Origin of the sequence: Streptomyces sp. NPDC050085 (genome assembly GCF_044460595.1) — a bacterium.
In the GTDB taxonomy this organism is placed as follows: Bacteria; Actinomycetota; Actinomycetes; order Streptomycetales; family Streptomycetaceae; genus Streptomyces.
The window spans coordinates 636,553-659,171 of record NZ_JBITJZ010000003.1; the positions used below are offsets into that span (position 1 = coordinate 636,553).

Annotated in this window: 22 protein-coding genes and 1 tRNA gene; 14 read left to right on the forward strand and 9 right to left on the reverse strand. The window is 70.9% G+C overall.

Annotated elements, in window-relative coordinates; translation table 11 throughout:
- Positions 1-119: 119 nt before the first annotated feature.
- Together ACIBUY_RS15340 and ACIBUY_RS15345 are read right to left on the reverse strand one after the other, a co-directional pair.
- Positions 120-863 (reverse strand): YcnI family protein, encoded by a 744-nt coding sequence (locus tag ACIBUY_RS15340; RefSeq protein WP_365560492.1) that lies wholly within the window; start codon positions 861-863, stop codon positions 120-122.
- Between the two features lie 190 nt (positions 864-1,053).
- A complete protein-coding gene (locus tag ACIBUY_RS15345; RefSeq protein WP_399152797.1) occupies positions 1,054-1,842 on the reverse strand; it encodes a hypothetical protein in 789 nt (262 codons plus the stop codon).
- 191 nt (positions 1,843-2,033) lie between these two features.
- Here ACIBUY_RS15345 and ACIBUY_RS15350 point away from each other — a divergent pair, with 191 nt between their 5' ends.
- A complete protein-coding gene (locus tag ACIBUY_RS15350) occupies positions 2,034-2,489 on the forward strand; it encodes an ATP-binding protein (protein WP_365560497.1) in 456 nt (151 codons plus the stop codon).
- A 45-nt stretch (positions 2,490-2,534) separates the two neighbouring features.
- Here the strand turns inward: ACIBUY_RS15350 and ACIBUY_RS15355 are convergent, their stop codons facing one another.
- The 3 genes from ACIBUY_RS15355 to ACIBUY_RS15365 all read right to left on the reverse strand — a co-directional run bounded on the left by ACIBUY_RS15355 (position 2,535) and on the right by ACIBUY_RS15365 (position 6,556).
- On the reverse strand, positions 2,535-3,356 hold the full coding sequence (locus ACIBUY_RS15355; protein WP_399152798.1) for a class I SAM-dependent methyltransferase: 822 nt from the start codon (positions 3,354-3,356) through the stop codon (positions 2,535-2,537).
- Positions 3,357-3,454: 98 nt separating this feature from the next.
- The gene (locus tag ACIBUY_RS15360; protein WP_365560502.1) at positions 3,455-4,915 is read right to left on the reverse strand and encodes an aminopeptidase P family protein; all 1,461 of its coding nucleotides are present in this window, start codon (positions 4,913-4,915) and stop codon (positions 3,455-3,457) included.
- Between the two features lie 132 nt (positions 4,916-5,047).
- Positions 5,048-6,556, reverse strand: coding sequence for a PP2C family protein-serine/threonine phosphatase (locus tag ACIBUY_RS15365; protein WP_399152878.1), 1,509 nt, complete (start codon positions 6,554-6,556; stop codon positions 5,048-5,050).
- Between the two features lie 511 nt (positions 6,557-7,067).
- Between ACIBUY_RS15365 and ACIBUY_RS15370 the strand changes: the two genes are divergently transcribed.
- Positions 7,068-7,763, forward strand: a complete 696-nt coding sequence (locus ACIBUY_RS15370; RefSeq protein ID WP_365560503.1) for a bifunctional DNA primase/polymerase — start codon at positions 7,068-7,070, stop codon at positions 7,761-7,763.
- A 56-nt stretch (positions 7,764-7,819) separates the two neighbouring features.
- Complete coding sequence (locus ACIBUY_RS15375; protein WP_399152799.1) at positions 7,820-8,500, forward strand: hypothetical protein; 681 nt, start codon at positions 7,820-7,822, stop codon at positions 8,498-8,500.
- A 239-nt stretch (positions 8,501-8,739) separates the two neighbouring features.
- On the opposite strand, the gene ACIBUY_RS15380 is transcribed toward ACIBUY_RS15375, so the two are convergent.
- The 3 genes from ACIBUY_RS15380 to ACIBUY_RS15390 all read right to left on the reverse strand — a co-directional run bounded on the left by ACIBUY_RS15380 (position 8,740) and on the right by ACIBUY_RS15390 (position 11,357).
- Complete coding sequence (locus ACIBUY_RS15380; protein ID WP_399152800.1) at positions 8,740-9,702, reverse strand: DUF5926 family protein; 963 nt, start codon at positions 9,700-9,702, stop codon at positions 8,740-8,742.
- 104 nt (positions 9,703-9,806) lie between these two features.
- On the reverse strand, positions 9,807-10,481 hold the full coding sequence (locus ACIBUY_RS15385) for an ATP-binding protein (RefSeq protein WP_399152801.1): 675 nt from the start codon (positions 10,479-10,481) through the stop codon (positions 9,807-9,809).
- Between the two features lie 72 nt (positions 10,482-10,553).
- The gene (locus ACIBUY_RS15390) at positions 10,554-11,357 is read right to left on the reverse strand and encodes a glycerophosphodiester phosphodiesterase (RefSeq protein ID WP_365560512.1); all 804 of its coding nucleotides are present in this window, start codon (positions 11,355-11,357) and stop codon (positions 10,554-10,556) included.
- 312 nt (positions 11,358-11,669) lie between these two features.
- Here ACIBUY_RS15390 and ACIBUY_RS15395 point away from each other — a divergent pair, with 312 nt between their 5' ends.
- The 3 genes from ACIBUY_RS15395 (at position 11,670) to ACIBUY_RS15405 (ending at position 14,032) form a co-directional block, all read left to right on the forward strand.
- Entirely contained in the window at positions 11,670-13,208 is a 1,539-nt protein-coding gene (locus ACIBUY_RS15395; RefSeq protein ID WP_399152802.1) for a trypsin-like peptidase domain-containing protein, read from the forward strand.
- Between the two features lie 69 nt (positions 13,209-13,277).
- Positions 13,278-13,362 (forward strand) — tRNA-Ser (locus ACIBUY_RS15400).
- 100 nt (positions 13,363-13,462) lie between these two features.
- Positions 13,463-14,032 carry a hypothetical protein gene (locus tag ACIBUY_RS15405; RefSeq protein WP_399152803.1) on the forward strand — a complete coding sequence of 190 codons (570 nt, stop codon included), beginning with the start codon at positions 13,463-13,465 and terminating at the stop codon, positions 14,030-14,032.
- A 56-nt stretch (positions 14,033-14,088) separates the two neighbouring features.
- Here ACIBUY_RS15405 and ACIBUY_RS15410 read toward each other — a convergent pair whose 3' ends face one another.
- The gene (locus ACIBUY_RS15410) at positions 14,089-15,018 is read right to left on the reverse strand and encodes a bifunctional DNA primase/polymerase (protein WP_399152804.1); all 930 of its coding nucleotides are present in this window, start codon (positions 15,016-15,018) and stop codon (positions 14,089-14,091) included.
- Positions 15,019-15,381: 363 nt separating this feature from the next.
- On the opposite strand from ACIBUY_RS15410, the gene ACIBUY_RS15415 reads away from it, so the two are divergent.
- The 8 genes from ACIBUY_RS15415 to ACIBUY_RS15450 all read left to right on the forward strand — a co-directional run bounded on the left by ACIBUY_RS15415 (position 15,382) and on the right by ACIBUY_RS15450 (position 22,531).
- Positions 15,382-15,693, forward strand: a complete 312-nt coding sequence (locus ACIBUY_RS15415) for a hypothetical protein (RefSeq protein WP_365560529.1) — start codon at positions 15,382-15,384, stop codon at positions 15,691-15,693.
- Between the two features lie 211 nt (positions 15,694-15,904).
- Positions 15,905-17,101: an acyl-CoA dehydrogenase family protein gene (locus tag ACIBUY_RS15420; protein WP_399152805.1), complete on the forward strand. Its 1,197-nt coding sequence runs from the start codon at positions 15,905-15,907 to the stop codon at positions 17,099-17,101.
- Positions 17,102-17,109: 8 nt separating this feature from the next.
- A complete protein-coding gene (locus ACIBUY_RS15425; RefSeq protein ID WP_399152879.1) occupies positions 17,110-18,084 on the forward strand; it encodes a bifunctional MaoC family dehydratase N-terminal/OB-fold nucleic acid binding domain-containing protein in 975 nt (324 codons plus the stop codon).
- A gap of 1 nt (position 18,085) precedes the next feature.
- Positions 18,086-19,204, forward strand: a complete 1,119-nt coding sequence (locus ACIBUY_RS15430) for an acyl-CoA dehydrogenase family protein (RefSeq protein ID WP_399152806.1) — start codon at positions 18,086-18,088, stop codon at positions 19,202-19,204.
- On the forward strand, positions 19,201-19,632 hold the full coding sequence (locus tag ACIBUY_RS15435; RefSeq protein WP_399152807.1) for a MaoC family dehydratase: 432 nt from the start codon (positions 19,201-19,203) through the stop codon (positions 19,630-19,632). Before ACIBUY_RS15430 ends, ACIBUY_RS15435 begins: the two co-directional genes overlap by 4 nt.
- On the forward strand, positions 19,629-20,795 hold the full coding sequence (locus ACIBUY_RS15440) for a lipid-transfer protein (protein ID WP_399152808.1): 1,167 nt from the start codon (positions 19,629-19,631) through the stop codon (positions 20,793-20,795). Before ACIBUY_RS15435 ends, ACIBUY_RS15440 begins: the two co-directional genes overlap by 4 nt.
- 67 nt (positions 20,796-20,862) lie before the next feature.
- Positions 20,863-21,702 (forward strand): DUF1906 domain-containing protein, encoded by an 840-nt coding sequence (locus ACIBUY_RS15445; RefSeq protein ID WP_365560541.1) that lies wholly within the window; start codon positions 20,863-20,865, stop codon positions 21,700-21,702.
- A 211-nt stretch (positions 21,703-21,913) separates the two neighbouring features.
- Positions 21,914-22,531: a SigE family RNA polymerase sigma factor gene (locus ACIBUY_RS15450; RefSeq protein ID WP_399152809.1), complete on the forward strand. Its 618-nt coding sequence runs from the start codon at positions 21,914-21,916 to the stop codon at positions 22,529-22,531.
- Positions 22,532-22,619 lie beyond the last annotated feature (88 nt).

The following is a 22,619-nucleotide window of genomic DNA, read 5'->3' on the forward strand; positions in this document are numbered from 1 at the left end:
GGTGGCGGGTTGTTCTGCCCAATCTGGTTGTTGTGGGGCATAAAAATTTGCCCCGGGGGGGGGGGGGCGGGCGGGGGGGGGGGCCCCCCCCCCCCCCCCGGCCCCCGGCCGAGGGTGGCTCAGCTGTTGGTACGCCGACGGCCCGCCATGACGCCGAACGCCACACCGGCGATGCCGACGACGATGCCGACGATGCCGAGGACGCGGGCGGTGGTGTCACTGTCGGAGCTGTCGGAAGACGTGTCCGAGGAGGCCGCCGCGGCCTCCTTCTTGTCGTCGGAGGAGGCGCCGGACGCGCCGTGCTCGTCGTCGGTGGCGGCCGTCAGCTCGAGCGTGGGCGCCGGGTTCTCCGGCTCCTCCTGGCCCTTCTGCTGCGGCTCGATCCAGCGCACGACCTCCTTGTTGTCGTACGTCTGGATCGCCTTGAAGACGAGCTCGTCGGCGTCGGTCGGCAGCTGGCCGATGGACACCGGGAACTTCTGGAAGAAGCCCGGCCGGACGCCCTTGTCGGCGCCCGAACCGGTCGCGGTCCAGGTCACCTTGGAGACGGCCTCGGTGATCTTCTCGCCGTGCATCTCCAGCGGCTTGTCCAGCTTGGACTTGGTGACCTCGGCCTTCCAGCCCGGGATGGGCTGCGGCATCACGGAGGCGAGCGGGTGGTCGGTCGGGAAGGTGACCTCGAGCTTGGTGGTCGCGGCGTCGTCGCGCTCGTTCGGGACCTTGAAGTCCACGACGGCGTACCCGCCCTTGGCGGCAGCGCCCTCCGGCTGCACGCTCACGTGCGCGAAGGCGGGAGCGGAGACGAGGACGACGGAGGAGACAGCGGCGGCACCGACGAGAGCGGCGCGGGACATCTTCTTCATGGCAGAAAGAACTCCACGTTCAGCGGGATTCAGCGAAGGGTGAGAGGCGCGTCCGCGAGAACACCGCACTGATGCGCGCAGGCAGAACCCACGCCTACGTATGCGGAGAAAAAGCGGCTACGCGCGCGTGCCGCACAGCACGCCTCACCCACGCGGGACCACACGGTCGCGGTGGAGTACGGATGCTGTGTCAGGCAGCGAGACGGAACGCGTCGGCGGCGGGCGGCCCGCGCCGGTTCACGGAGTGCTGAAGCGCCGCCGCCCGCAGTACGGGTGGCGCGGGGAACCCGGCGCGGGGCGCACACGCGAGTGCCTCGGGCGCGCCGGGAAGGCCCGCTCGCAGGGCTCGTACGAGAGCGAACGCCGCGCGCAGGGAACGGACGAGCGCCCCTTCCGCGACCCCGCGTGCTGAGACCCTCGACAGCCGCGCGATCCGGCCGAGGGCCAGATCGCCGTGGCGCAGCAGCCACCCTGCGCAGACCGCGGCCAACAGGTGCCCGATGAGCATCGGCAGGGACGGCAGCATCGGCATCGGGGCGCCGGTCATGCCCGCCATGTCCTGGTGAGCGCCCCCGGAGGGCAGGCCCGAGTCGTCGAGGATGCGCTGCGCCTGTGCCGGGCTGAGCGTCGAGGCACCCGCCCCGCACATCAGCCGCGCCGCCCGCTGGACGACGGAATCCCCGGTGTCCATCGTCATGGCGCCGTGCTGCCCGAGCCCGAAGAGGCAGTGCAGGCCGATCTGCCCGAGCCCCAGAGTGGCGGCGATGCCGAGCAGCGACCGCTCGCGGCCGGCCAGCGGAGCGGCCACGCAGAAGACGACCAGGAAGCCGAGCCCCAGCGTCCACAGCGGGACGGTGGCGGTCGAACCGAGGACGTGCCCCGCCGCGGACAGCACGACGCAGACCGCGGCGAACACCGCGGCCCTCAGCAGCCTCAGATCGGCCGAGCTGTGCGCCTTGCGCGTGTGGGGGGCAGACATGGCGGGCTCATCATCCCACTGGCCTTACCCGTCCCATACGGCAGGTCCGCAAGGTCTGGAATCTCCTTTACAGCCTCGGGCGGCCCGTCCGCGTCGGCCGTATGGGCGGTATCACGTCAACTCCTGGATTGCACAGGGTCGATGGCGGCAATACGTATCGGTATGTCGAGCCGTGGCCAGGAGGCTGGAGCATGAGCATCTGGTGGTCCCTCCATCTGCGGCGCGAGGCTGCGAGCGTGCCGCTCGCCCGGCGCCTCCTCATCGGCACCATGGAGACCGCGGGCGTCGACCCGGACATCTCCTACGACCTGTCGGTCGCCCTCAGCGAGGCCTGTGCGAACGCGGTCGAGCACGGCGGCGGCACGGCACCGAGCGAGCGATCCAGCGCCTACCGGGTCACCGCCTACCTGGACGGCGAGACGTGCCGCATCGAAGTCGCCGATTCCGGCCCGGGTTTCGCCTCAGTGAGCGTCCACCCGACACTGCGCCCGGCGCCGGACGACGCCGAGAGCGGCCGTGGCCTGTGCCTCATCCATGAACTCGCCGACCACGTACGCGTCGTGAACAAGCCCGGCAGGGGCGGCGCGGTGGTCAGCTTCGACAAGATCCTCAAGTGGAAGAAGGACATGCCGCTGCTGGCGGTGTGACCTCATGCGCACGCCTACGTAGGACGTAGGACGTAGGACGCACGTTTACTTAAAGCGCGCAATAGCCGTCATAGTGGGCCGCATGTTCCGCAGTGCGGGCACCTTCCCGATGACCGGCGCGAGCGTCCCGTAGTAGGAGCCCCGGCCGCGCGGCAGTGGCAGTTCCCGCACCTCGCTGATCGCCGGATGGGCCGTACGCACCTTCTGCAGCTCCCCCGCGTTCAGGCTCCACGGCATCGCGGGCGTGACGTACCCCTGCTTCGTACGCATCTCCCCGCGCAGCGTGCGCTCGCCGAACCAGCGCGGCACCGCGTCGAAGACCAGCGCCCCGCCGCCGAACCGCTCGGCGCAGCCCGCGATCAACTCCCGTACCTCCGTAGGACGCAGATACATCAGCAGCCCCTGCGCGGTGATCAGCACGCCCTTCGACGCGTCCACCTCGTCGCGCCACGACAGGTCGAGGGCCGACTGTGCGAGCAGGCGCTGCCGGTCGCCGCGCGGCAGCAGCTTCTCCCGCACCGCGGCGGTCTCCGGCAGTTCGACGCACAGCCACCGTGCCCGGCCGTTGTCCACGCGCCAGAACTGCGTCTCCAGGCCCTCGGCGAGCGAGACGACGGTGCCGTCCGGGTGGGTGGCCAGGAAGTCCCGTACCGCGTCGTCGAAGGTGCGCACGCGCAGCGCCTGCCCATGTGCGAGCAGCGGGTTCACCGGGCCGAACGTCTCCCCGAAGGGGTAGCCGATCCGCTCGACGAGCTCGACGGCCTTCGGGTCCTCGAGTACCGGCCTGGGCTGCGCCGCTTCGAAGGCGCGGTGGTACAGGTTCCACAGCAGCGTTTCGGGTACGCCGCTCAGCTCCACGGACGTCATACGGGTCTCCCTGTGCTCCTTGAGCTCCTTGTACACACCTGTGCGCAGCAGAAGAGGGCCGCACCCATAGGTCGCGGCCCTCTTCACCATGTCGTCGATCAGCCCTTCAAACGGGCCATCCACGCCTCGACCTCGTCAGCCTGCCGCGGCAGGCCCGCCGACAGGTTCTTATTGCCGTCCTCGGTGACCAGGATGTCGTCCTCGATGCGGACGCCGATGCCGCGGTACTCCTCGGGAACCGTCAGGTCGTCGGCCTGGAAGTACAGGCCCGGCTCGACGGTGAGGCACATGCCGGGCTCCAGCGTGCCGTCCACGTACGCCTCGGTCCGCGCGGCCGCGCAGTCGTGGACGTCCATGCCGAGCATGTGGCCGGTGCCGTGCAGGGTCCAGCGGCGCTGCAGACCCAGCTCCAGGACGCGCTCGACCGGACCCTCGACCAGGCCCCACTCGACGAGCTTCTCGGCGAGCACGCGCTGCGCGGCGTCGTGGAAGTCGCGGTACTTGCCGCCGGGCTTGACGGCCGCGATGCCGGCCTCCTGGGCCTCGTACACCGCGTCGTAGATCTTGCGCTGGATCTCGCTGTACGTGCCGTTGATCGGCAGCGTGCGCGTGACGTCCGCGGTGTAGTACGTGTGCGTCTCCACGCCCGCGTCCAGGAGGAGCAGGTCGCCGGAGCGGACCGGGCCGTCGTTGCGCACCCAGTGCAGCGTGCAGGCGTGCGGGCCCGCGGCGCAGATCGAGCCGTAGCCGATGTCGTTGCCCTCCACGCGCGCGCGGAGGAAGAACGTGCCCTCGATGTAGCGCTCGCTGGTCGCCTCGGCCTTGTCGAGGACCTTCACGACGTCCTCGAAGCCGCGCACCGTCGAGTCGACGGCCTTCTGCAGCTCGCCGATCTCAAACGCGTCCTTCACGATCCGCGCCTCGGAGAGGAAGACCCGCAGCTCCTCGTCGCGCTCCGCGGTGACCTTGTCGGTCAGGGCGGACTCGATGCCGGCGTCGTAGCCGCGCACCACGCGCACCGGGCCGGTGGCCTCGCGCAGCGCGGCGGCGAGCTCGCGCACGTCGGAGGCGGGGATGCCGTACAGCTTCTCGGCCTCGGTCAGGGAGTGCCGGCGCCCGACCCACAGCTCGCCGTCGCCGCCGAGCCAGAACTCGCCGTTCTCCCGGTTCGAGCGCGGCAGGAGGTAGATCGTCGCCTTGTGGCCGTCGGCGGTCGGCTCCATGACGAGGACGCCGTCCTCGGTCTGGTTGCCGGTCAGGTACGCGTATTCGACGGAGGCGCGGAAGGCGTACTCCGTGTCGTTCGAGCGCGTCTTGAGGTTGCCCGCGGGCACGACGAGGCGCTCGCCCGGGAAGCGGGCGGACAGCGCGGCGCGGCGGGCGGCGGTCTCGGCGGCCTGCGCGATCGGCTGCAGGTCGTGCAGCTCGGTGTCGGCCCAGCCGGACTTCATGTTCTCGGCGAGCTCGTCGGACACACCCGGGTAGAGCCCGTTCTTGCGCTGCTTGATGGGCTCTTCGGTCTCGTTCTCCGGGGTCTCCGGGGTGAGCTCCTCCGACACGGTTCCTCCTCGACGCGGGCCCGTTTGGAATGACCTGGGTATGGCCTGATATGGCAGTGGACCCCCTCCATCGTACGAGCGTACGGAAGGGGGTCCAGGGGCGGAGGGCCTGTTACGCACAGCTCCAGGAGGTCACTCGAAACGCGCGGCGAGGAGGACGACGTCCTCGTCGCTGTCGACCGCGTCGAGCCCGTCCGGCAGCACCGCGCGCAGCACGTGGTCGGCGATCGAGCCCGGGTCGTCGCGAATCGCCTTCGGGACGCTGGAGGCGGCCGCGTGCAGCCGGGCGAAGGCGCGGTCCATGGGGTCGCCGGTGCGGTGCAGCAGGCCGTCCGTGTACAGCAGCACGGTCTCGCCCGGCTCCGGCGTGATCTCCACGCTCGGCGCCTCCCAGCAGGCGAGCATCCCGAGCGGCGCGGACAGGGTGGTCTCCGCGAACTCCGTGCGCCGCTCGCCGATCACCAGCGGCGGGCTGTGCCCGGCACCGGCGAGGACGATCTTGCGCTGGGCGGGCTCGCAGTACGCGAACAGGGCGGTCGCGCTGCGGGCCGGCTCGGTCAGCCGAAGGAGTAGTTCCAGGTCGGACAGCACCGCGACCGGGTCCTCGCCCTCCATCACCGCGTACGCCCGCAGGGACGCGCGAAGGCGGCCCATCGCGGCGACCGCGCTCGCGCCGGACCCGGTGACCGAGCCGACGGCGAGGCCGAGCGCGCCCTCGGGCAGCGGCAGGGCGTCGTACCAGTCGCCACCGCCGCGCGGTCCGGTGCGGTGGCGGACGGCGAGCTGGACGCCCGCGACGCGGGGCAGCCGGGCGGGCAGCAGTTCGTCGGCCATCGTGCGCGACCACGCGCGCGTGCGCTCCAGTTCGAGGAGGCGGGCCAGGTGCTCGGTGGCGTAGCGCGCGTACAGGCCGATGAGGTGGCGCTGGCGCTCCACGGGTTCGGCGGGCTCGTCGTAGAGCCAGACCGCGGCACCGAGGCGGCCCGCCTCGTCGGTGGCCAGCGGCAGTGCGTAGCTCGCGGCGTAGCCCAGGCGCGCGGCGACCTCGCGGTGGCGCGGGTCGAGGCCGTCCTCGGCGAGCAGGTCGGCGCGGGCCTCGTCCTCGGTGCTGAAACCGTCGAGGATCCGCCCGTACGACGTCGCGCCGCGCGGCACCGTCTCGATGTGGCCGAGGTCGGGGCGGGACAGGCCGAGGCCGACCGTGGTGTCGGGGCCGAGTCCGTCGGCGGGCTCCAGGACGACAAGACCGCGCCGGGCGCCCACCAAGGCGGCTCCGGCGCGCAGCAGTTCGTGCAGTGCGTCCTCGAGTGCTGCCGTGCGGGCCAGTCGTTCCGTGAGTTCGTGCAGGGTCGTGAGGTCGGAGACCCAGCCGGCGAGCCTGTCCTGGATCACGGCGGTGGGGGCCGCTGGTGCGGGCGCGACCGGTGACACCGCGGGCGCGGGCGAGACGGTGTGTGCGGGTGGGGGAACCTGTCCAGGAGGGGAATCGATTCCGGCCACTTTCGGCAAGTGCGGGGTTGTCATGACTGCCGGCTTTCCGGTCGGCGCATATTGCTCAATAGCATCGCAAACCCCCATGTCATTCTGCGTCGCCAGCAATGTCTCCACATCTACACGCACTGGAGAGGGGATGTCCAGCATTGTCCTGCTGGGATTCCTGGTGTCCATGGTGCTCAAGTGGCTTCTGAGGTAATGCGATCTCTGTTCCCCCTCTGTTCTAGGCCGTTCCACACCGTTCTAAGTTGGCCAAAAACTGACTCAGGGAACGGCATATTGGGGTCGACTGGCATTGTTCAGCTGTGGTCGACAGAGCGTCATAGCGGTCGCGGTGGGTACGTACTCGGAGAAGACCAGGGGCAGTTGGGATCCACCCGGAACCTGGCGACGGACCCGGGCGTCATAACCATCGACGACCGTGCCCCATCCTCCCGTGGGGGAGGCGGCGAGAAATACGCGGGACGGCAAACGCCAGGCGCCGCCACCCCACGCCAGGCTTTTAAAGGACACAGCAGGCGCTCGGACTATAGGGGTTCCCCTTGCCTCAGGCCGGCAGCTCTGGCTGAGGTCGGGCGCTCCAGCACGTACGCGCAGTGACTGATCGACACATGGTGTGATGTGGCCCTCGGCGTTCAACGGAAAGGAACGAGCGCTCATGCGCGAGATCCTCGGAAGGCGACGCAGGCTCCTGTCCAGGCGTGACAACGGGAAGTCTGACCTGATCAGCGCGGCCCTCACGTTCGCGACAGCGTGGCAGTGGCCGGTTCTGCCGGGCATAGGGCTCGCGGCGGCGGGCCGCCGCGACGGTGTCCGCTGCGCCTGCCCGGACCCGGAGTGCACGGTGCCCGGTGCGCACCCCTTCGACCCGGGACTGCTCACCGCGACGACCGACGAGCGGATGGTCCGCTGGTGGTGGACCAACAGGCCCGGAGCTCCGATCGTGCTCGCGACGGGCGCCTCGTCCGGGGCCTCCGGGGGGCGTGCGCCCTGCGCCGTGAGCCTGCCCGCCGTCGCGGGCGCCCGGGCACTCGCGGCGCTCGACCGCGCCGACGTCCGGCTCGGTCCGGTGATCGCGACGCCGGAGCGGCTGTTCCTCCTCGTGGCGCCGTACTCCTTGGAGCAGCTCGGCGAGCTGCTGTACGCCAAGGACTTCGTGCCCGGCTCGCTCCGCTTCCACGGCGAGGGCGGCTACATCGCGCTGCCGCCGTCCGCCACGGGCGCGGGCCAGGTCCGCTGGGAGCGCGCGCCGCTGCCCGGTTCGGCGGCGCCCTGGGCGCCCGATGTGGAGGCCGTGGTGGACGCGGTCGTGGACGCTCTCACTCGTACGGGTGTGAGCGCACCCGAGATGTAGCGGAATCGGGCGCGCTGCGAGCCGCCCCGAGAGGTGTGCGCCGATATCTTCGGCGCATGCCTCCCGCACCACCCTCCCCCGAGTTCTCGAACGGAACCGAGCGGGGGAGGTCCCCTTCGCGCCTCCGTCTGTTCGGACTCCTCGCCGTGGTGGTGCTGACCGCCGCGCTGCCCCTGGCGGGCGCGTCCGCGGGGCCCGTGGACGACGGGCCCGCGAGGCCCTCCGCCGAGAAGGCGGAGACCGCGGAGAAGCTGCAGGGGACACAGAAGACGCAGCGGGCCGGGTCGGCGGGTGCGGCCGACAAGGTCGACGACAAGGCGGCTGGTGCTGGTGCCAGTACCGGCGCCTCGTCGGGCCGTCCGTCGTCCACCCTCCTCGCCGACCTGGGCCTTGCCACCGCCGCCCACTGCGGTCCCCAACTAGCCTCTCCCGAAGGCATCGAGGCGCAGACCTGTGTGCTGCGGCAGGGGCGGGACACCTGGGCGCGCACGTACTACCGGAACACGACGGGCGAGGAGTTGAGCGCCGTACTGACGCTCATGGCGCCCGGCGGACGCACGGTGCAGATCAATTGCGTGGTGGGGGCCGAGGACGAGCCGGAGCTGTGCGAGACGCCGCGGGGAGCGAGCCGGGGAGAGCTCGCGCAGTACGCCGCGGTGGCGGAGTTCGCGGCCGGCGACGCCGGGCCCCTGCTGCTGCGCTCGGGGAGCAACTCCGCGCCCACGTACGGGCGTTGAGGGGCGCCCGGCGGTTTCGGGCATGAAAACGCCCGGTTGCTGGCGACGGGGGATGCACCAGCAACCGGGCTACTTGAACGGTAACAAGAGATCGGCAGTTAGCAAATTCGATCTCTTCTATTCGGACATGGATTTACCTGCAACTACTGGGAGTTGTGACCGGAGTCACCCATTCCGAGAGGGGTTTCCGGAGCTCAGGGGGCTGACCGGTCGGTCAGTGGGAGCGCCTTCCCTGTGCGTCAGCTGAGCGTCACCTGTCGGTTGGTGAGTCCACCGCGCGCGCGACGCTCGTCCGCGGTCAGCGGAGCGTCCGCGGCCAGCGCGGCGGCGAGCCGCTCGGCGAACTCGGCGGCGGGCTTCTCGACGTCCTCGGCCCGCACCGAGCTGGGCAGGTCCCACACCGGAACCGTCAGGCCGTGCGCCCGGAACGAGCCCACGAGGCGCGTGCCCTCGCCGAGCGAGGACGTGCCCGCGGCGTGCAGGCGCGCGAGCGCGTCGAGGAGCTTCTCCTCCGCGTGCGGCATGACCCACCGGAGGTGATTCTTGTCCGGCGTCTCGCACCAGTAGGCGCTGTCCACGCCGGAGAGCTTCACGGTCGGGATCGCCGCGGCGTTCGCCCGCTCCAGGGAGGCGGTGACCTCCGTCGACGCGTTCTCCGAGTCGGGGACCCAGAATTCGAAGCCCGTGTGCACGACCGGCTCGAAAGCGCCCTTCGGGTCGAGGACGTCCTGCAGGCGCGGGCCGTCGGCGGGGGCGCGGCGCGACTGCACCGGGCTGCCCGGCTCGGCCTCCAGGGCGCGCAGCAGGGTGTCGGCCAGGTCGCGGCTGATGTCGCCCGACGACGTGTCGTTCTGCAGGCCGAGCAGGACCGAGCCGTCGTCGCGGCGCAGCGCGGGCCAGGCCATCGGCAGCACGGTGGCGAGGGTGACCGAAGGGACGCCCTCGGGCAGCGCGTCCTTCAGGGGCAGCTCGACGGTCGCCGCGGGCACCAGCTCGCGCAGCGCGACCCAGTCGCCCTCGCCGGCGAGGCCCTCGAAGGGACGCTGCACCAGCTCGGTCACCGCGTGCGCGGCCTCCCGGCCGTGGCACGCCTTGTAGCGGCGGCCGCTGCCGCAGGGGCAGGGCTCCCGCGCACCCACAACCGGGATCTCTCCACTGGTGACTTGCGGCTTGCCCTTGGTCTGGGGGCGCTTCTTGGCCATCTTGGGTGTCTCCCGGATACGGCTCTCGTACGTACGGGCGCGAGCCTAGCCGCTCGTACCGACAAGGGTGGGATTCGGTCCAAGTGCCCTGTGCGAAACGGCGTTCAGCCCAGGTCGTCGTAGGCGTCCGCGAAGTCGAGGGCCGCGAGGTCCGAGACCGGTGGTGCCACGATGCGGGTGGCGAAGTCCTCGCGGCGGTGCGCCGCCGCCCGGGCCTGCCCATCCGCGTGCCCGTCCGCACGTCCGTCGGCGTGCACGTCCTTGTGCACGACGACCCAGACGGTCACCTCGCCGCGCGCGTCGTCCCGCACGCCCCAGTCGTCGGCGAGCGCCGTGATGATGTTGAGCCCGCGGCCGCCGTGCGCGGTGACCGACGGCGTGGCCGGAACCGGGCGGGTCGGACCGCCGCCGTCCGTCACCTCGACCGTGAGACAGCCCCGGTCGTCCACGCGCCATGCGGCTCGTACGTCCCCGTCGCCCGCCAGGTCGTCGCCGAGCGGCCTGCCGTGCCGGCAGGCATTGCTGAGCAGTTCGGAAAGGATCAGGACCGCGTCGTCGACGACCGATTCCGCGACCCCGCTGCTGCGCAGCTGATCACGCATCCGGTGTCTTGCCTTGCCCACGCCCGCAGGGCCATGGGGTACGGCCATGCTCGACGACGCGGGCACCTCCTGTGCCACCACCAACGCCACCCCCGAGACCTCCTTTGCCCCACGCCACGGTGTGAATGCCCCAATGGACTGGACCGGAAACCGGCCAATCCATGCCTGGTGACGCACTCGTAACGATCGAATACGGACCGAACGCGCCGGAGCACTCCCTGTGACGGCTCGGGGCAAAGGTGGCCGGAATCAGCCCTTGCCGAGCTGGCGGAGCACCGCGGCGGGACGGTTGGTGATGATCGCGTCGACACCGAGGCGCACGCAGAGGTCGACGTCCGCGGGTTCGTTCACCGTCCACACGTGAACCTGGTGGCCCGCGCGCGTGAGCTTCTCGATGTACGCGGGATGGTTGCGCACGATCCGGATGCCGGGACCTGCGATGCCCACCCCTTTGGGGAGGCGGCCCTCACGGTGGCGGGGCGAGACGAACTGCATCAAATAGACGGTCGGCAGAGTCGGCGACGCCTCGTGTACGCGCGACAGGGAACGGGCCGAAAAACTCATCACCCGTACCGGTGAGGGCTCGTCCGGAGGGGGCGCGTCCAAGCCGAATCGCTTGAGCAGGAGCAGCAGCCGCTCCTCGACCTGGCCCGCCCAACGGGTGGGGTGTTTCGTCTCGATGGCGAGCTCGACCCGGCGGCCCGCGTCGGAGACCAGCTCCAGGAGCCGTTCCAGAGTGAGCACGGAGGTGTCGGCCGCGCCGGTCGCCCAGTCGGGGCCCTCCTCGCGGTCCTTCCAGGAGCCGAAGTCGAGGGCGGCCAGATCCGCGAGTTCCAGGGCCGAGACTGCCCCACGGCCGTTCGACGTACGGTTGACGCGACGGTCGTGCACGCAGACGAGATGGCCGTCCGCCGTGAGCCGTACGTCGCACTCGAGGGCGTCGGCGCCGTCCTCGATCGCCTTCTTGTAAGCGGCCAGCGTGTGCTCGGGGGCGTCCTCCGAGGCACCGCGGTGGGCGACGACCTGGATGCGTTGCTGTCGTGCGAGGGTCACCGCGTCATGGTGCCACCGCGGAGCGGGCCGGGGAGAAAGTTCGGCCCAGCGGATGCGTCCGTTTCACCCGGCATAAAGGATGGCCACGGACGCACAGGATCGCCTTACGGTGCTCTGACACCGCATGGGAAAAGCTGAACCCGTACGACAGCACGACTGGACCGTGACAGGACCATGCCGGACCGGCGAGTGACAGTGGTCGGCCAAGCGCCGCTGTAGAGACAGAAAATGATTGAGGAGTGCTCGAGGATGATTGGGCACCCTGATGAGCCGGACCGGCGACATCAAGCCGTGGATCGAGGAGAGAAAGCTGTGAGCACCGAGAACGAGGGCACTGCGGTTCCCCCGGCCCCGTCCGCACCTCCCGTGCCGGTGGACGCTCCTGCTGCTCCCGAGCAGACCCCGGCCGGGGCCGCGCCGTCGGCGCCCGAAGGCACCGGGTACGACACGGTGAGCCAGGCACCGGTGGCCGTCGACCACGGCGCGCCGGCGGCTGCCGGTGCCGGTACGGGCGGTGACGCGGGCGTCGCCGGCACTCCGGGTGCCGCCGCTCCTTCGGGCCCTGCGCCTTCGGGCCACCCTGCTCCTTCAGATCACCCCGTTCCTTCCGGCTCCGCGCCTGCCGGCGAGTGGCCGCCTCCGCCGCCGGCCGTTCCGTCGTACGCCTCGGGCGGGGGCGGCGGCTCCTCGTGGGGTGCCTCGTACCAGCCTCCGCAGCCGAAGCCGAGCGGGCGTGGCGGTCTCGTCGCCGGAGTCATCGCGGCCGCCCTGATCGCGGGCGCCGTCGGCGGTGGCGTCGGCTACTGGGCCGCGGACCGGAACGACGACTCGGGCACCGGCTCGACGACCGTCTCCGCCTCCAACCCGGCCGACCTCAAGCGCGACCCGGGCACCGTCGCGGCGGTGGCCGCCAAGGCGCTGCCCAGCACGGTCACCATCGAGGCCGAGGGGAGCAACGGGGAGGGTGGCACCGGCACCGGCTTCGTGTACGACAAGGAAGGCCACATCCTCACCAACAACCACGTGGTGGCGGAGGCCGTCGACGGCGGCAAGCTGTCGGCGACGTTCTCGAACGGCAAGAAATACGACGCCGAGGTGATCGGCCACGCACAGGGCTACGACGTTGCGGTCATCAAGCTGAAGAACGCGCCGAACAACCTCAAGCCCCTCACCCTCGGCAACTCCGACAAGGTCGCCGTGGGCGACTCGACCATCGCGATCGGCGCGCCCTTCGGCCTGTCGAACACGGTGACCACGGGCATCATCTCGGCCAAGGACCGCCCGGTGGCCTCCAGCGACGGTTCGAGCGGCAGCAAGGCCTCGTACATGAGCGCCCTGCAGACCGACGCGTCGATCAACCCGGGCAACTCCGGCGGCCCGCTGCTCGACGGCAACGGGAACGTGATCGGCATCAACTCCGCCATCCAGTCCGCCTCCAGCGGCGGCCTCGGCGGCTCGGGCCAGGCCGGTTCCATCGGCCTCGGCTTCGCCATCCCGATCAACCAGGCCAACATGGTCGCCCAGCAGCTCATCAAGACCGGCCAGCCGGTCTACCCGGTGATCGGCGCGACGGTCTCCATGGAAGAGGGCACCGGCGGCGCGAAGATCACCGAGCAGGGCGCCGGCGGCTCCGCGGCGGTCACGGCGAACGGTCCTGCGGACAAGGCGGGCCTCAAGCCCGGCGACGTCATCACGAAGCTCGACGACACCGTGGTCGACTCCGGCCCGACGCTGATCGGCCAGATCTGGACGCACAAGCCGGGCGACTCCGTGCAGCTCACCTACACGCGCGACGGCAAGGAGCACACCGTCTCCGTGACCCTGGGCGAGCGCAAGGGCGACAGCAGCTGAGGACCCCGTCCGCGAACCCGCTACCCTGGTTCCGCGCCTCGACGGTCCTGCGACTGTCGCGGGGCGCGGGGTGGGTTGCCCGAGCGGCCTAAGGGAACGGTCTTGAAAACCGTCGTGGCGCGAGTCACCGTGGGTTCAAATCCCACACCCACCGCGGTAGTTCAGTAGGTGCAGGCCAGAAGAGGCGTTCCGGGAGCGGAGCGCCTCTTGTGTTGGTGGGTGTCTCCCCTTCGGCTCCCCTTCGGGATCTTTCCATGACGTACAACCTGCTCACCGTTGAGCCGCTCAGCAAGGCAGACATCGCCGAGGCACTCGCCCACTGCTTGGGTCTTCGCGTCCACGACATCGACGTTGCTGACGAGCGCACCGATCAGGACCTGCGGAACTGGGACGCGCTCGTGCTCTGCGAGAAGGCAACGGTCCAGGGCGACCTGACCGTGTCACTGGACATCTACGTCCAGGACAGCGTCCATCGACAGCCGGACGAAGCCGACCTCGCCGCCGCATTCGCGCGTGCCGCAAAGGTCGTGGTCCTCTACCCCGCCGAAGAGGTCCTGCCCAGCGCCTACTGGCTCGCGGCGGACGACGGCACTGTCACTCGAGCACGCCTCCTGGCCTCCGACGATGCCGACGGCTCCGACGGCTCCGACGGCTCCGACGGCTCCGACGACGAGAGCCCCGCGTACATGATCGACGCCGTCGAAGCGCCCGTGTCCCGCCTTCCGCACACGCAGGTCGCCCGCCTGCCCGAGATCGCGCGCGAGCAGCGGACGGCGACGCCGGTCGGGCGGCCGCGGGCCGACGAGCCGGATACCGCGCACTGACAGGCCCGGCCCGGCCCGGGGCCCGTCCGGCCGCCGTCACTTTCCCTTCTGCCGCTCTACGCGCGCGTGGCCACCCGTGCCGCCGACGCGATCGTCGCCCGTGCCTCCCGCTCTGTCAGGCCCGTGCGCACCGCGGCATCCGTCAAGGCGTCGGCGAGCGTGCCGCCGATGCCGTTCTCGTACGCGCGGCAGGCGGCCCAGAACAGGCGCGTGTTGCGCTGCCCTTCATGAGCGCCGAGGACGAACTGCACCAGGCCGGCGCCGTGTTGGCCGGTGTGGTCGGAGGCGGGGTGGTGCGTGCGCGGAGGGGGCGTGAGCAGCCGTAGGAGCGCCGGTGGGCAGGGCGCGGGCCGGAGGTGGGCCGTACCGGGCACCGTGCTGTAGACGCCGTGTTCCGTACGGGAGCCGGGCCCGACCAGATAGCCGCCGGCGCCGCGGATGTCGATGCCGGGGGCGAGGCGGCCCGCTGAGTTGGGCACCACGACGTCCGGCGGGCCGGAGAGCCACAGGTGCCTGCCACCGCTCGGGGTGGCCACGACCACGGTGTCGGGGATGGTGAACAGATGCCGTAAAGCCAGCTCACGCAGGGAAGCGGAGGAGTCCGTACCGGACTTGGTGTCCAGGTCGACGCCGATGAGGTGGTGCGGCGACAGACCGCACGCGATGCCGTATCCGGTCGCCCTGGGCGCGGCACCGAACAGGGCGCGGATGCGGCGCGGATCGGTCGTGGCGTCGTACACCCCATGGCCAGGAAGCCCGCACTCGCCGTGGCAGCGCGGGGCCGTCGGGGGATCGTCTCGGTGCGGCGAGGGCAGGGCCGGGAGCTTGGTGCGGGAGAGCGGGAAGACGGCGAATCCGCGGCCCGCGGCGGACAGGGCGTGGGCGAGGGCCAGGGTCCCCAGGGCGGCGGAAGGGGGCGAAGGGGTCGAAGGGGTCGAAGGGCGGGAGGAGGCGGGTGGGGGCGTGTGCCGGTCGATGGTGGCCATGGCTTCATTTTCGTACGAGTGTTCGAAAGAGGGAAGAGGGGTGGGCCGGACGTGGCGCCTATTTACCAAAAATGTGCCGAAACGCTTCCGCGTATGGGATCACTGGGCCGTGATGCCCCGAAGGTGGCGTATTCGGGGTTGAGCTGGGGTTTTGAGGGTGTGAAGCAGGTTTATCGACATGTCCTCACGCTTGCGAGCGAATAGACCCTTCCGGGCTGGTTCGCCGGGGATTCGGTGGGCAACTCTGGTCTCGCGACGTCGTGAACATCGCCGAGGCGGTCGGCCAACCGTCTTGGAGCAACCCGTACTTCCCCGGGTGCCGGACCCCCGTCCGAGCTCCGGTCCTGTTCTGGAGGAATAGACATGGCTTCCATCCGTACTGCCCGCGTTTTCGCCGCTGTTGCCGCCCTGCCCCTCGCTGCGGCCCTGTTCTCCGGGGTGGCGATGGCCGACAACGGTTCGTTCGCGGACAACGGATCGAACGCGGGTGTGGCGACGGTCAGCGGCAGCGGCGTCGGGCACAACAACAGCGGCAACTCGTCCACCACGCAGCAGCAGGCGGTCGGCAACGGCGCGTCGAACCAGAGCAACACGGCCCAGGTGAACGGATCGGCGTTCACGGCCATCGAGCAGGGGAACTCGAACGTCCAGGTGAACTTCTCCGAGCTCTGGTAGCCCGCGCGCTCCCGCTCGGCGGGGGTCTTCCGTGGGGTGCGTGACAGTCTGCGCGGCGGTGCTTCGGCGCCGCCGCGCAGGCGTTTTCGCGTTTTCCGGTGGCTCCGGACCTCTTGAGGCCCCTCTCCTGGCACCCCTCTCTTGACACCCTCCAGTATCTGACGGACAGTCAGAAACCCTTGTTCGTACGAGGTCCGGGAGGGCCGCCGCCGTGCACCTCGCTCCCACCGAGCGCCAGCGCGAGCTGCGCGTTCAACTGCGCGCACATTTCCGTACGTTGATGCCGGACGGCCCGCCCGCCCCCGACGACCTCGCCGGGCAGCGGCAGGTGCTGCGCCGGATGGGGGCCGAGGGCTTGCTCGGGCTCGGCTGGCCCGTCGAGTACGGCGGGCAGGGGCGCGGCCCCGACGAGCAGTTCGTCTTCTTCGACGAGGCGTACCGCGCGGGCGCGCCGGTCTCCATGGTCACGCTCAACACCGTCGGTCCCACGTTGATGAAGTACGGCACCGAGGAGCAGAAGGCGTACTTCCTGCCCCGGATCCTCAGCGGCGACGTGGTGTTCGCGATCGGCTACAGCGAGCCGTCCGCGGGGACCGATCTCGCCTCGCTGCGTACGCGGGCCGTGCGGGACGGGGCCGGTGGTGACTGGCTGATCGACGGCCAGAAGGTGTTCACGTCGAACGCGCAGAACGCGGACTGGATCTGGCTCGCCTGCCGCACCGCTCCCGAGGCCCCCAAGCACCAGGGCATCTCGATCGTGCTGGTGCCCACCGACGCGCCCGGCTTCTCCTGGACGCCGATCCACACGGTCGGCGGGCTCACCACGACGGCCACGTACTACGACGGGATCCGCGTCCCCGGCTCGAACCTGGTCGGGGAGGAGAACGGCGGCTGGGGCCTCATCACCAACCAGCTCAATCACGAGCGGGTCGCGCTCGCCGCGATCGGCATGCAGGCCGAGGACTTCTACGAGCGGGTTCTCGCGGCCGCTCGTACACCCGATCCGGTGACGGGAGAGCGCAGGATTGACGCCCCGTGGGTCCGGTCCCAACTGGCCGAGGCGCATGCGCGATTGGCGGCAACGCGCCTGCTCAACTGGCGTTTGGTGGGGGATGTCGGGGCGGGCCGACTGGCCCCGGGCGACGCCAGCGGCGTGAAGTTCGTGGGAACCGAATCGGCGGTCGAGGTGTACCAGATATGTCAGCAGATCGCGGGCGAGACGGGATGGGTGCGGGGCGGCTCACCCGGGGCGTTCGGCGCGGGCGGCGGTGAGCTCGCGGCGGGGGACGGGGAGTTGGAGCGGATGAACCGGGCGGCGCAGATCAACACGTTCGGCGGCGGGGTGAGCGAGGTGCAGCGCGAGATCGTGGCGACGATGCGGCTCGGGATGAAGAGGGGGAAGCGGTGAGTGACGGGGTGAGGGCGGCCGGCGCGGTGAGCCAGGGGACGAGCGGCCATGAGGCCTTGTCGTACGAGGGGTTGAAAGCCTTCGAGGGTCTGGCCGCGGCGCAGGGCGGCGAGGGCAAGGACTTGGTCAACGGGCCGATGATCCGCCACTGGTGCGAGGCCATGGGCGACGCGAGCGCGGCGTATGAAGGGCCCGACGCGATAGCGCCGCCGACCATGCTGCAGGCGTGGACGATGCCGGGCCTGTCCGGATACGCGGACCGCACGGGGCCCTACGACGACTTGCTGAGGCTCCTTGACGGCGCCGGGTACACCTCCGTCGTCGCCACCGACTGCGAGCAGGAGTATCTGCGGCCGCTGCGACCCGGGGACGCGATCACGTACGACGCCGTCATCGAGTCGGTGTCACCGCTGAAGACGACCAAGCTGGGCACGGGCCACTTCGTCACGACGCGGATGGACGTCCGGGTGGGCGAGGAGGTCGCCGGTACGCACCGCTTCCGGATCCTGAAGTACGCGCCCGCTGCCCGGAGTTCCGATCCAGGGAAGGCCTCGAAGGGGGCGGCAGCGGCGAAGAAGGTCAGGCCGCGTCCCGTGGTGAACCGGGACAACGCCGGGTTCTGGGAAGGCGTCACGGACCACCGGCTGCTCATCCAGCGCTGCCGCGGCTGCGAGACGCTGCGCTTTCCCTGGCTGCCGGGGTGCAATGCCTGCGGCGGGCAGGAGTGGGACACGGTCGAGGCGAGCGGCGAGGGCACGGTCTTCAGCTTTGTCGTGATGCACCATCCGCCCTTCCCGGCCTTCGACCCGCCGTACGCGGTGGGCCTGGTCGAGCTGGCGGAAGGTGTGCGCATCGTCAGCAATGTCGTGGGGGTGCCCTGCGACAAGGTGCGGATCGGAATGCCGGTGCGGCTCGAATTCCTGCGAGTGGACGAGGAGTTGGAGCTGCCGGTGTTCCGCGCTCTCGAGGACGGCGAGGCGTGACATGGACTTCACCCCCACTGCGGAGCAGGCGGCGGCGCGGGAGCTGGCCGCGCAGATCTTCGGTGACCTCTCCACACCGGAGCGGCTCGCGGGCCTCGGCGGCGCCCAGGACAGCGAGCTGTGGAAGGCACTGGGCGACGCGGGACTGACCGGTGCCGTGGAGGAGGCCGGGCTGCTCGGGCTCGTGCTGATGCTGGAGGAGCAGGGCAGGACGACGGCGCAGGTGCCGTTCGCGACGAGCTGTGTGTACGGGCTGCTGGCGGTGGGCGCCCACGGCAGCGACGGGCAGCGGGAGCGGATTCTTCCGGGGCTGCGGGACGGATCGGCCGTGGCGACCGGGGCGTTCGCGGGGCGCGGTGCGATCGTGGTGGACCGTGCCGGTGCCCACACCGATGACGGTCGGGCGCGGCTGACCGGATCGGTGCCGTGGGTGCCCTGGCTGCGGGAGGCGACGCACATCCTGGTGGCGGTGCCGGCCCCGGTGGGTGAGGCCGCGAATGTTACCCACAGCCTGTGGATGGTGTCGGTGCCCGAATCCCTGTCGGCGTCCGAAGCCCGCTGCGAGCCGGTCGAGCTCACCGCACCCTGGTCGGCCGGGCGGCTCGTGCTCGACGGGGCGGCGGCGGAGCGGATCGGCGGCCCGGGCCCGGAGGCGTACGAGGACGTGCTGGCGACGGCGCGGACGGCGTTCGCGGGGCTGCAGGCCGGGGTGGCCGCGGGCTCCCTGGCCCGGGCGGTGGAGTACACGAACGAGCGGGAGCAGTTCGGCAGACCGCTCGCCGCCAAGCAGGGGGTTCAACTCCGGGCCGCGGAGGCCCATATGGACGTCGAGGCCATCAGAGTCACGGCGTACGAGGCGGCCTGGCGGCGGGACGAGGGCCTCGCGTACCGGAGCCATGCGCTGACCGCGGCGTGGTGGGCGTCCGAGGGCGGGCGGCGCGTCGTGCACACGGGCCAGCATCTGCACGGAGGGATGGGGGCCGACCTCGATCATCCGGTGCACCGGCACTTCCTGTGGGGGCGGCAGCTGGACGGATATCTGGGCGGGGGCAGTCAAGTGCTGGAAGAGCTGGGTGAGTTGATCGCGAGCGGGACCGTCGGGGGAGGCGAGTCGGCATGAAGGTGGGTGAGGAACTGGCACCGTTGGAGATCCCGGTCACCCGGACCCTGATCGTCGCGGGGGCGATCGCGTCCCGGGACTACCAGGACGTGCACCACGACGCGGAGCTCGCCCGGCAGAAGGGCTCCCCCGACATCTTCATGAACATCCTGACGACGAACGGCCTGGTCGGCCGCTACATCACCGACCACTTCGGCCCGACGTCGGTGCTGCGCAAGGTGGCGATACGGCTCGGTGCTCCCAACTACCCCGGGGACACGATGGTGTTGACCGGCGAGGTCATCGACGTCGAGAGCGTCGCCGAGGAGGATACGGCCCGGGTCCGGGTCGTGGGGAAGAACGGGATGGGCAGCCATGTCACCGGCACCGTGACGGTCACCGTGCCCCACCCGGACGCTGTGGCAGGGGCCGAGGGGAGCCGGTCATGAGCGTGCGCAGCAAGGACCTGCTCGGCGGACGGGCGGCGATCGCCGGCATCGGCGCCACCGAGTTCTCCAAGGACTCCGGGCGCAGTGAGCTGAAGCTCGCGGTGGAGGCGGTGCAGGCGGCGCTCGACGACGCGGGTCTGACGCCCGCCGATGTCGACGGCATGGTCACGTTCACGATGGACACGAACCCGGAGATCACCGTGGCGCAGGCCGCGGGGGTGGGCGAGCTCTCCTTCTTCTCGCGGGTGCACTACGGCGGCGGCGCGGCCTGCGGCACCGTGCAGCAGGCGGCCCTCGCGGTGGCGAGCGGGGTGGCCGAAGTGGTCGTCTGCTACCGGGCGTTCAACGAGCGCTCCGGCAGACGTTTCGGCTCGGGGGTGCAGCACCGTGAGCCTTCGGCAGAGGGCGCGGCACTCGGCTGGAACCTGCCGTTCGGGCTGCTCACCCCGGCGTCCTGGGTGGCGATGGCGGCGCAGCGCTATCTGCACGCGTACGGGCTGACCCCCGAGGCCTTCGGACATGTCGCGGTGATGGACCGCAAGTACGCGGCGACGAACCCGGCCGCGTACTTCCACGGCAAGCCGATCACGCTGGCCGACCACGCCGCGTCGCGCTGGATCGTCGAACCGCTGCGGTTGCTCGACTGCTGCCAGGAGACGGACGGGGGGCAGGCGATCGTCGTCACCAGCGTCGAGCGGGCCCGCGATCTGCGGTATCCGCCCGCGGTGATCGCCGCCGCGGCGCAGGGCGCGGGCCGGGCGCAGGAGCAGATGACGAGCTACTACCGGGACGATCTGACGGGGCTGCCCGAAATGAGCGTGGTGGCACGGCAGTTGTGGCGGACGGCCGGGATCGGGCCCGAGGGGATAGACGTCGGGATCCTCTACGACCACTTCACGCCGTTCGTGCTGATGCAGCTGGAGGAGTTCGGGTTCTGCGGGCCCGGCGAGGCAGCCGACTTCGTCGCGGAGGAGCGGCTGCCGCTGAACACGCACGGCGGACAACTGGGGGAGGCGTATCTGCACGGGATGAACGGGATAGCGGAGGCCGTGCGCCAGCTGCGGGGCACGGCGGTGAACCAGATACCGGGCGCGTCCACCGCCCTGGTCACCGCGGGCACCGGGGTCCCCACATCGGGTCTGATTCTGGGGTCGGACGGCTGAACGGGGCGCGTGTCCCGAGACCCCGGCCACCGGTGGGACCTTCACTCGGTCCATGTATCGGCAAAAGATGATCATTGGACTTGTGGTCCTCGTGCTGGGGCTCGGAGCCGTGCCGACCGATGCGGCCGACCGGCAGGCTCCGGGTGACGGCGGCGGGAAGCGGGCGGGTTCCGCACCCTGGAGTGCCAAGGTGCGCACCTTCCACGGCTGGGCGTTCGACGTCTGCACGACGCCGTCCCGGGACACCATGCGCCGCTGGCGGAAGTCGGCGTACCGGGCGGTGGGCGTCTACTACGCGGGGCGTGGCCGGGCCTGCCGCCACCAGCCCGCGCTGAACCGGAGCTGGGCGCGGGCGGTGACCGGCATGGGGTGGCGGGTGCTGCCGGTGTACGTGGGCTCGCAGGCGCCCTGTGTCACCGCGCGGCACAAGAAGGGGGTGCGCATCGGGCGGCACCCCTGGGCACAGGGGGCGCGGGAGGCGCGGGACGCGGTGCGCCGGGCCGGGGCGCTGGGCATCCAGCGGCGCAGCCCCCTCTATCTCGACATGGAGGCCTACAACTATCGGAAGCGGGGATGTGCGCGCACGACGCTGTCGTACGTACGGGCATGGAGCAAGGAGGTACGCAGGAAGGGGTATGTTCCCGGGTTCTACAGCAGCGCCGACTCCGGGGTGCGGCACATGGAGGCGGCCCGGCGGGCGGGGGTGCGGGATCTGCCGTCGGTGATGTGGTTCGCACGCTGGCACACCAGGCCCCATCTCTACCGGGAGCCCGCGCTCAGGAGGCACGCCTGGCATCCGCAGCGCCGGATCCACCAGTACGCGGGCAATGTGAAGGAGCGGCACGGCGGCCGCACCCTCGTGATCGACCGGAATCTGGTGCATGCCCCGGTGGCGCGGATCCGCTGAGGGCGGCCGCGTCGGGGCCGTGTCGGGGCCAGGCCGGGGCCAGGCCGGGCCGGGTCCTGTCCCCGCTCTCAGGGGCGAACCCTCAGGGGATCTCACCCCCTCCTCCACCTTCAGGAGGTGGGGCTACCACCCGACGTACAACCTGAGGCGGACGCCGCTTCGGGACCTCCGGCCGATCCGTAGGAGTAGGGGGCGCTCATAGCGTGGAGCCATGACCGCAACCCTGGCGCCTGTCTGCTCCAGCGCATCCGAGGCCGCGACGCGCACCGCCGTGTCGCGCACTGCCGCGTCGCGCACCGCCGCGTCGCGCACCGTCGCGGGGACGTACCCGTCGTTCGCGTCGTACGTCCGGGCGCGCCAGCCCGTGCTGCTGCGCACTGCCCGGTCGTTGACCGCGAACCCGTGCGATGCCGAGGACCTGTTGCAGACCGCGCTCACGAAGACGTACGTGGCGTGGGACCGGATCGAGGACCACCGGGCGCTCGACGGGTATGTGCGCAGGGCTCTGCTGAACACGCGGACCTCGCAGTGGCGCAAGCGCAAGGTCGACGAGTTCGTCTGTGACGAACTGCCGGAGCCGGCGCAGGCGTCGGGTCCTGCCGCCACGGACCAGGCCGAGCAGCAGGCGCTGCACGACGCGATGTGGCGCGCCATCATGAAGCTGCCCGCGCGGCAGCGGGCGATGGTCGTGCTGCGGTACTACGAGGACCTGAGCGAGGCCCAGACGGCCGAGGTGCTCGGCGTCTCCATCGGCACCGTGAAGAGTGCGGTGTCGCGGGCGCTGGGGAAGCTGCGGGAGGACCCGGAGCTCGTTCCGGCGCGTGGCTGAGCGGGTGCCGGTGGGGTGTCCGGTGCCTGTCTGGTGCCCGGTCGGTGCCTGGTCGGTGCCTGGTCGATCGGGCGACCCGGTGATCGAT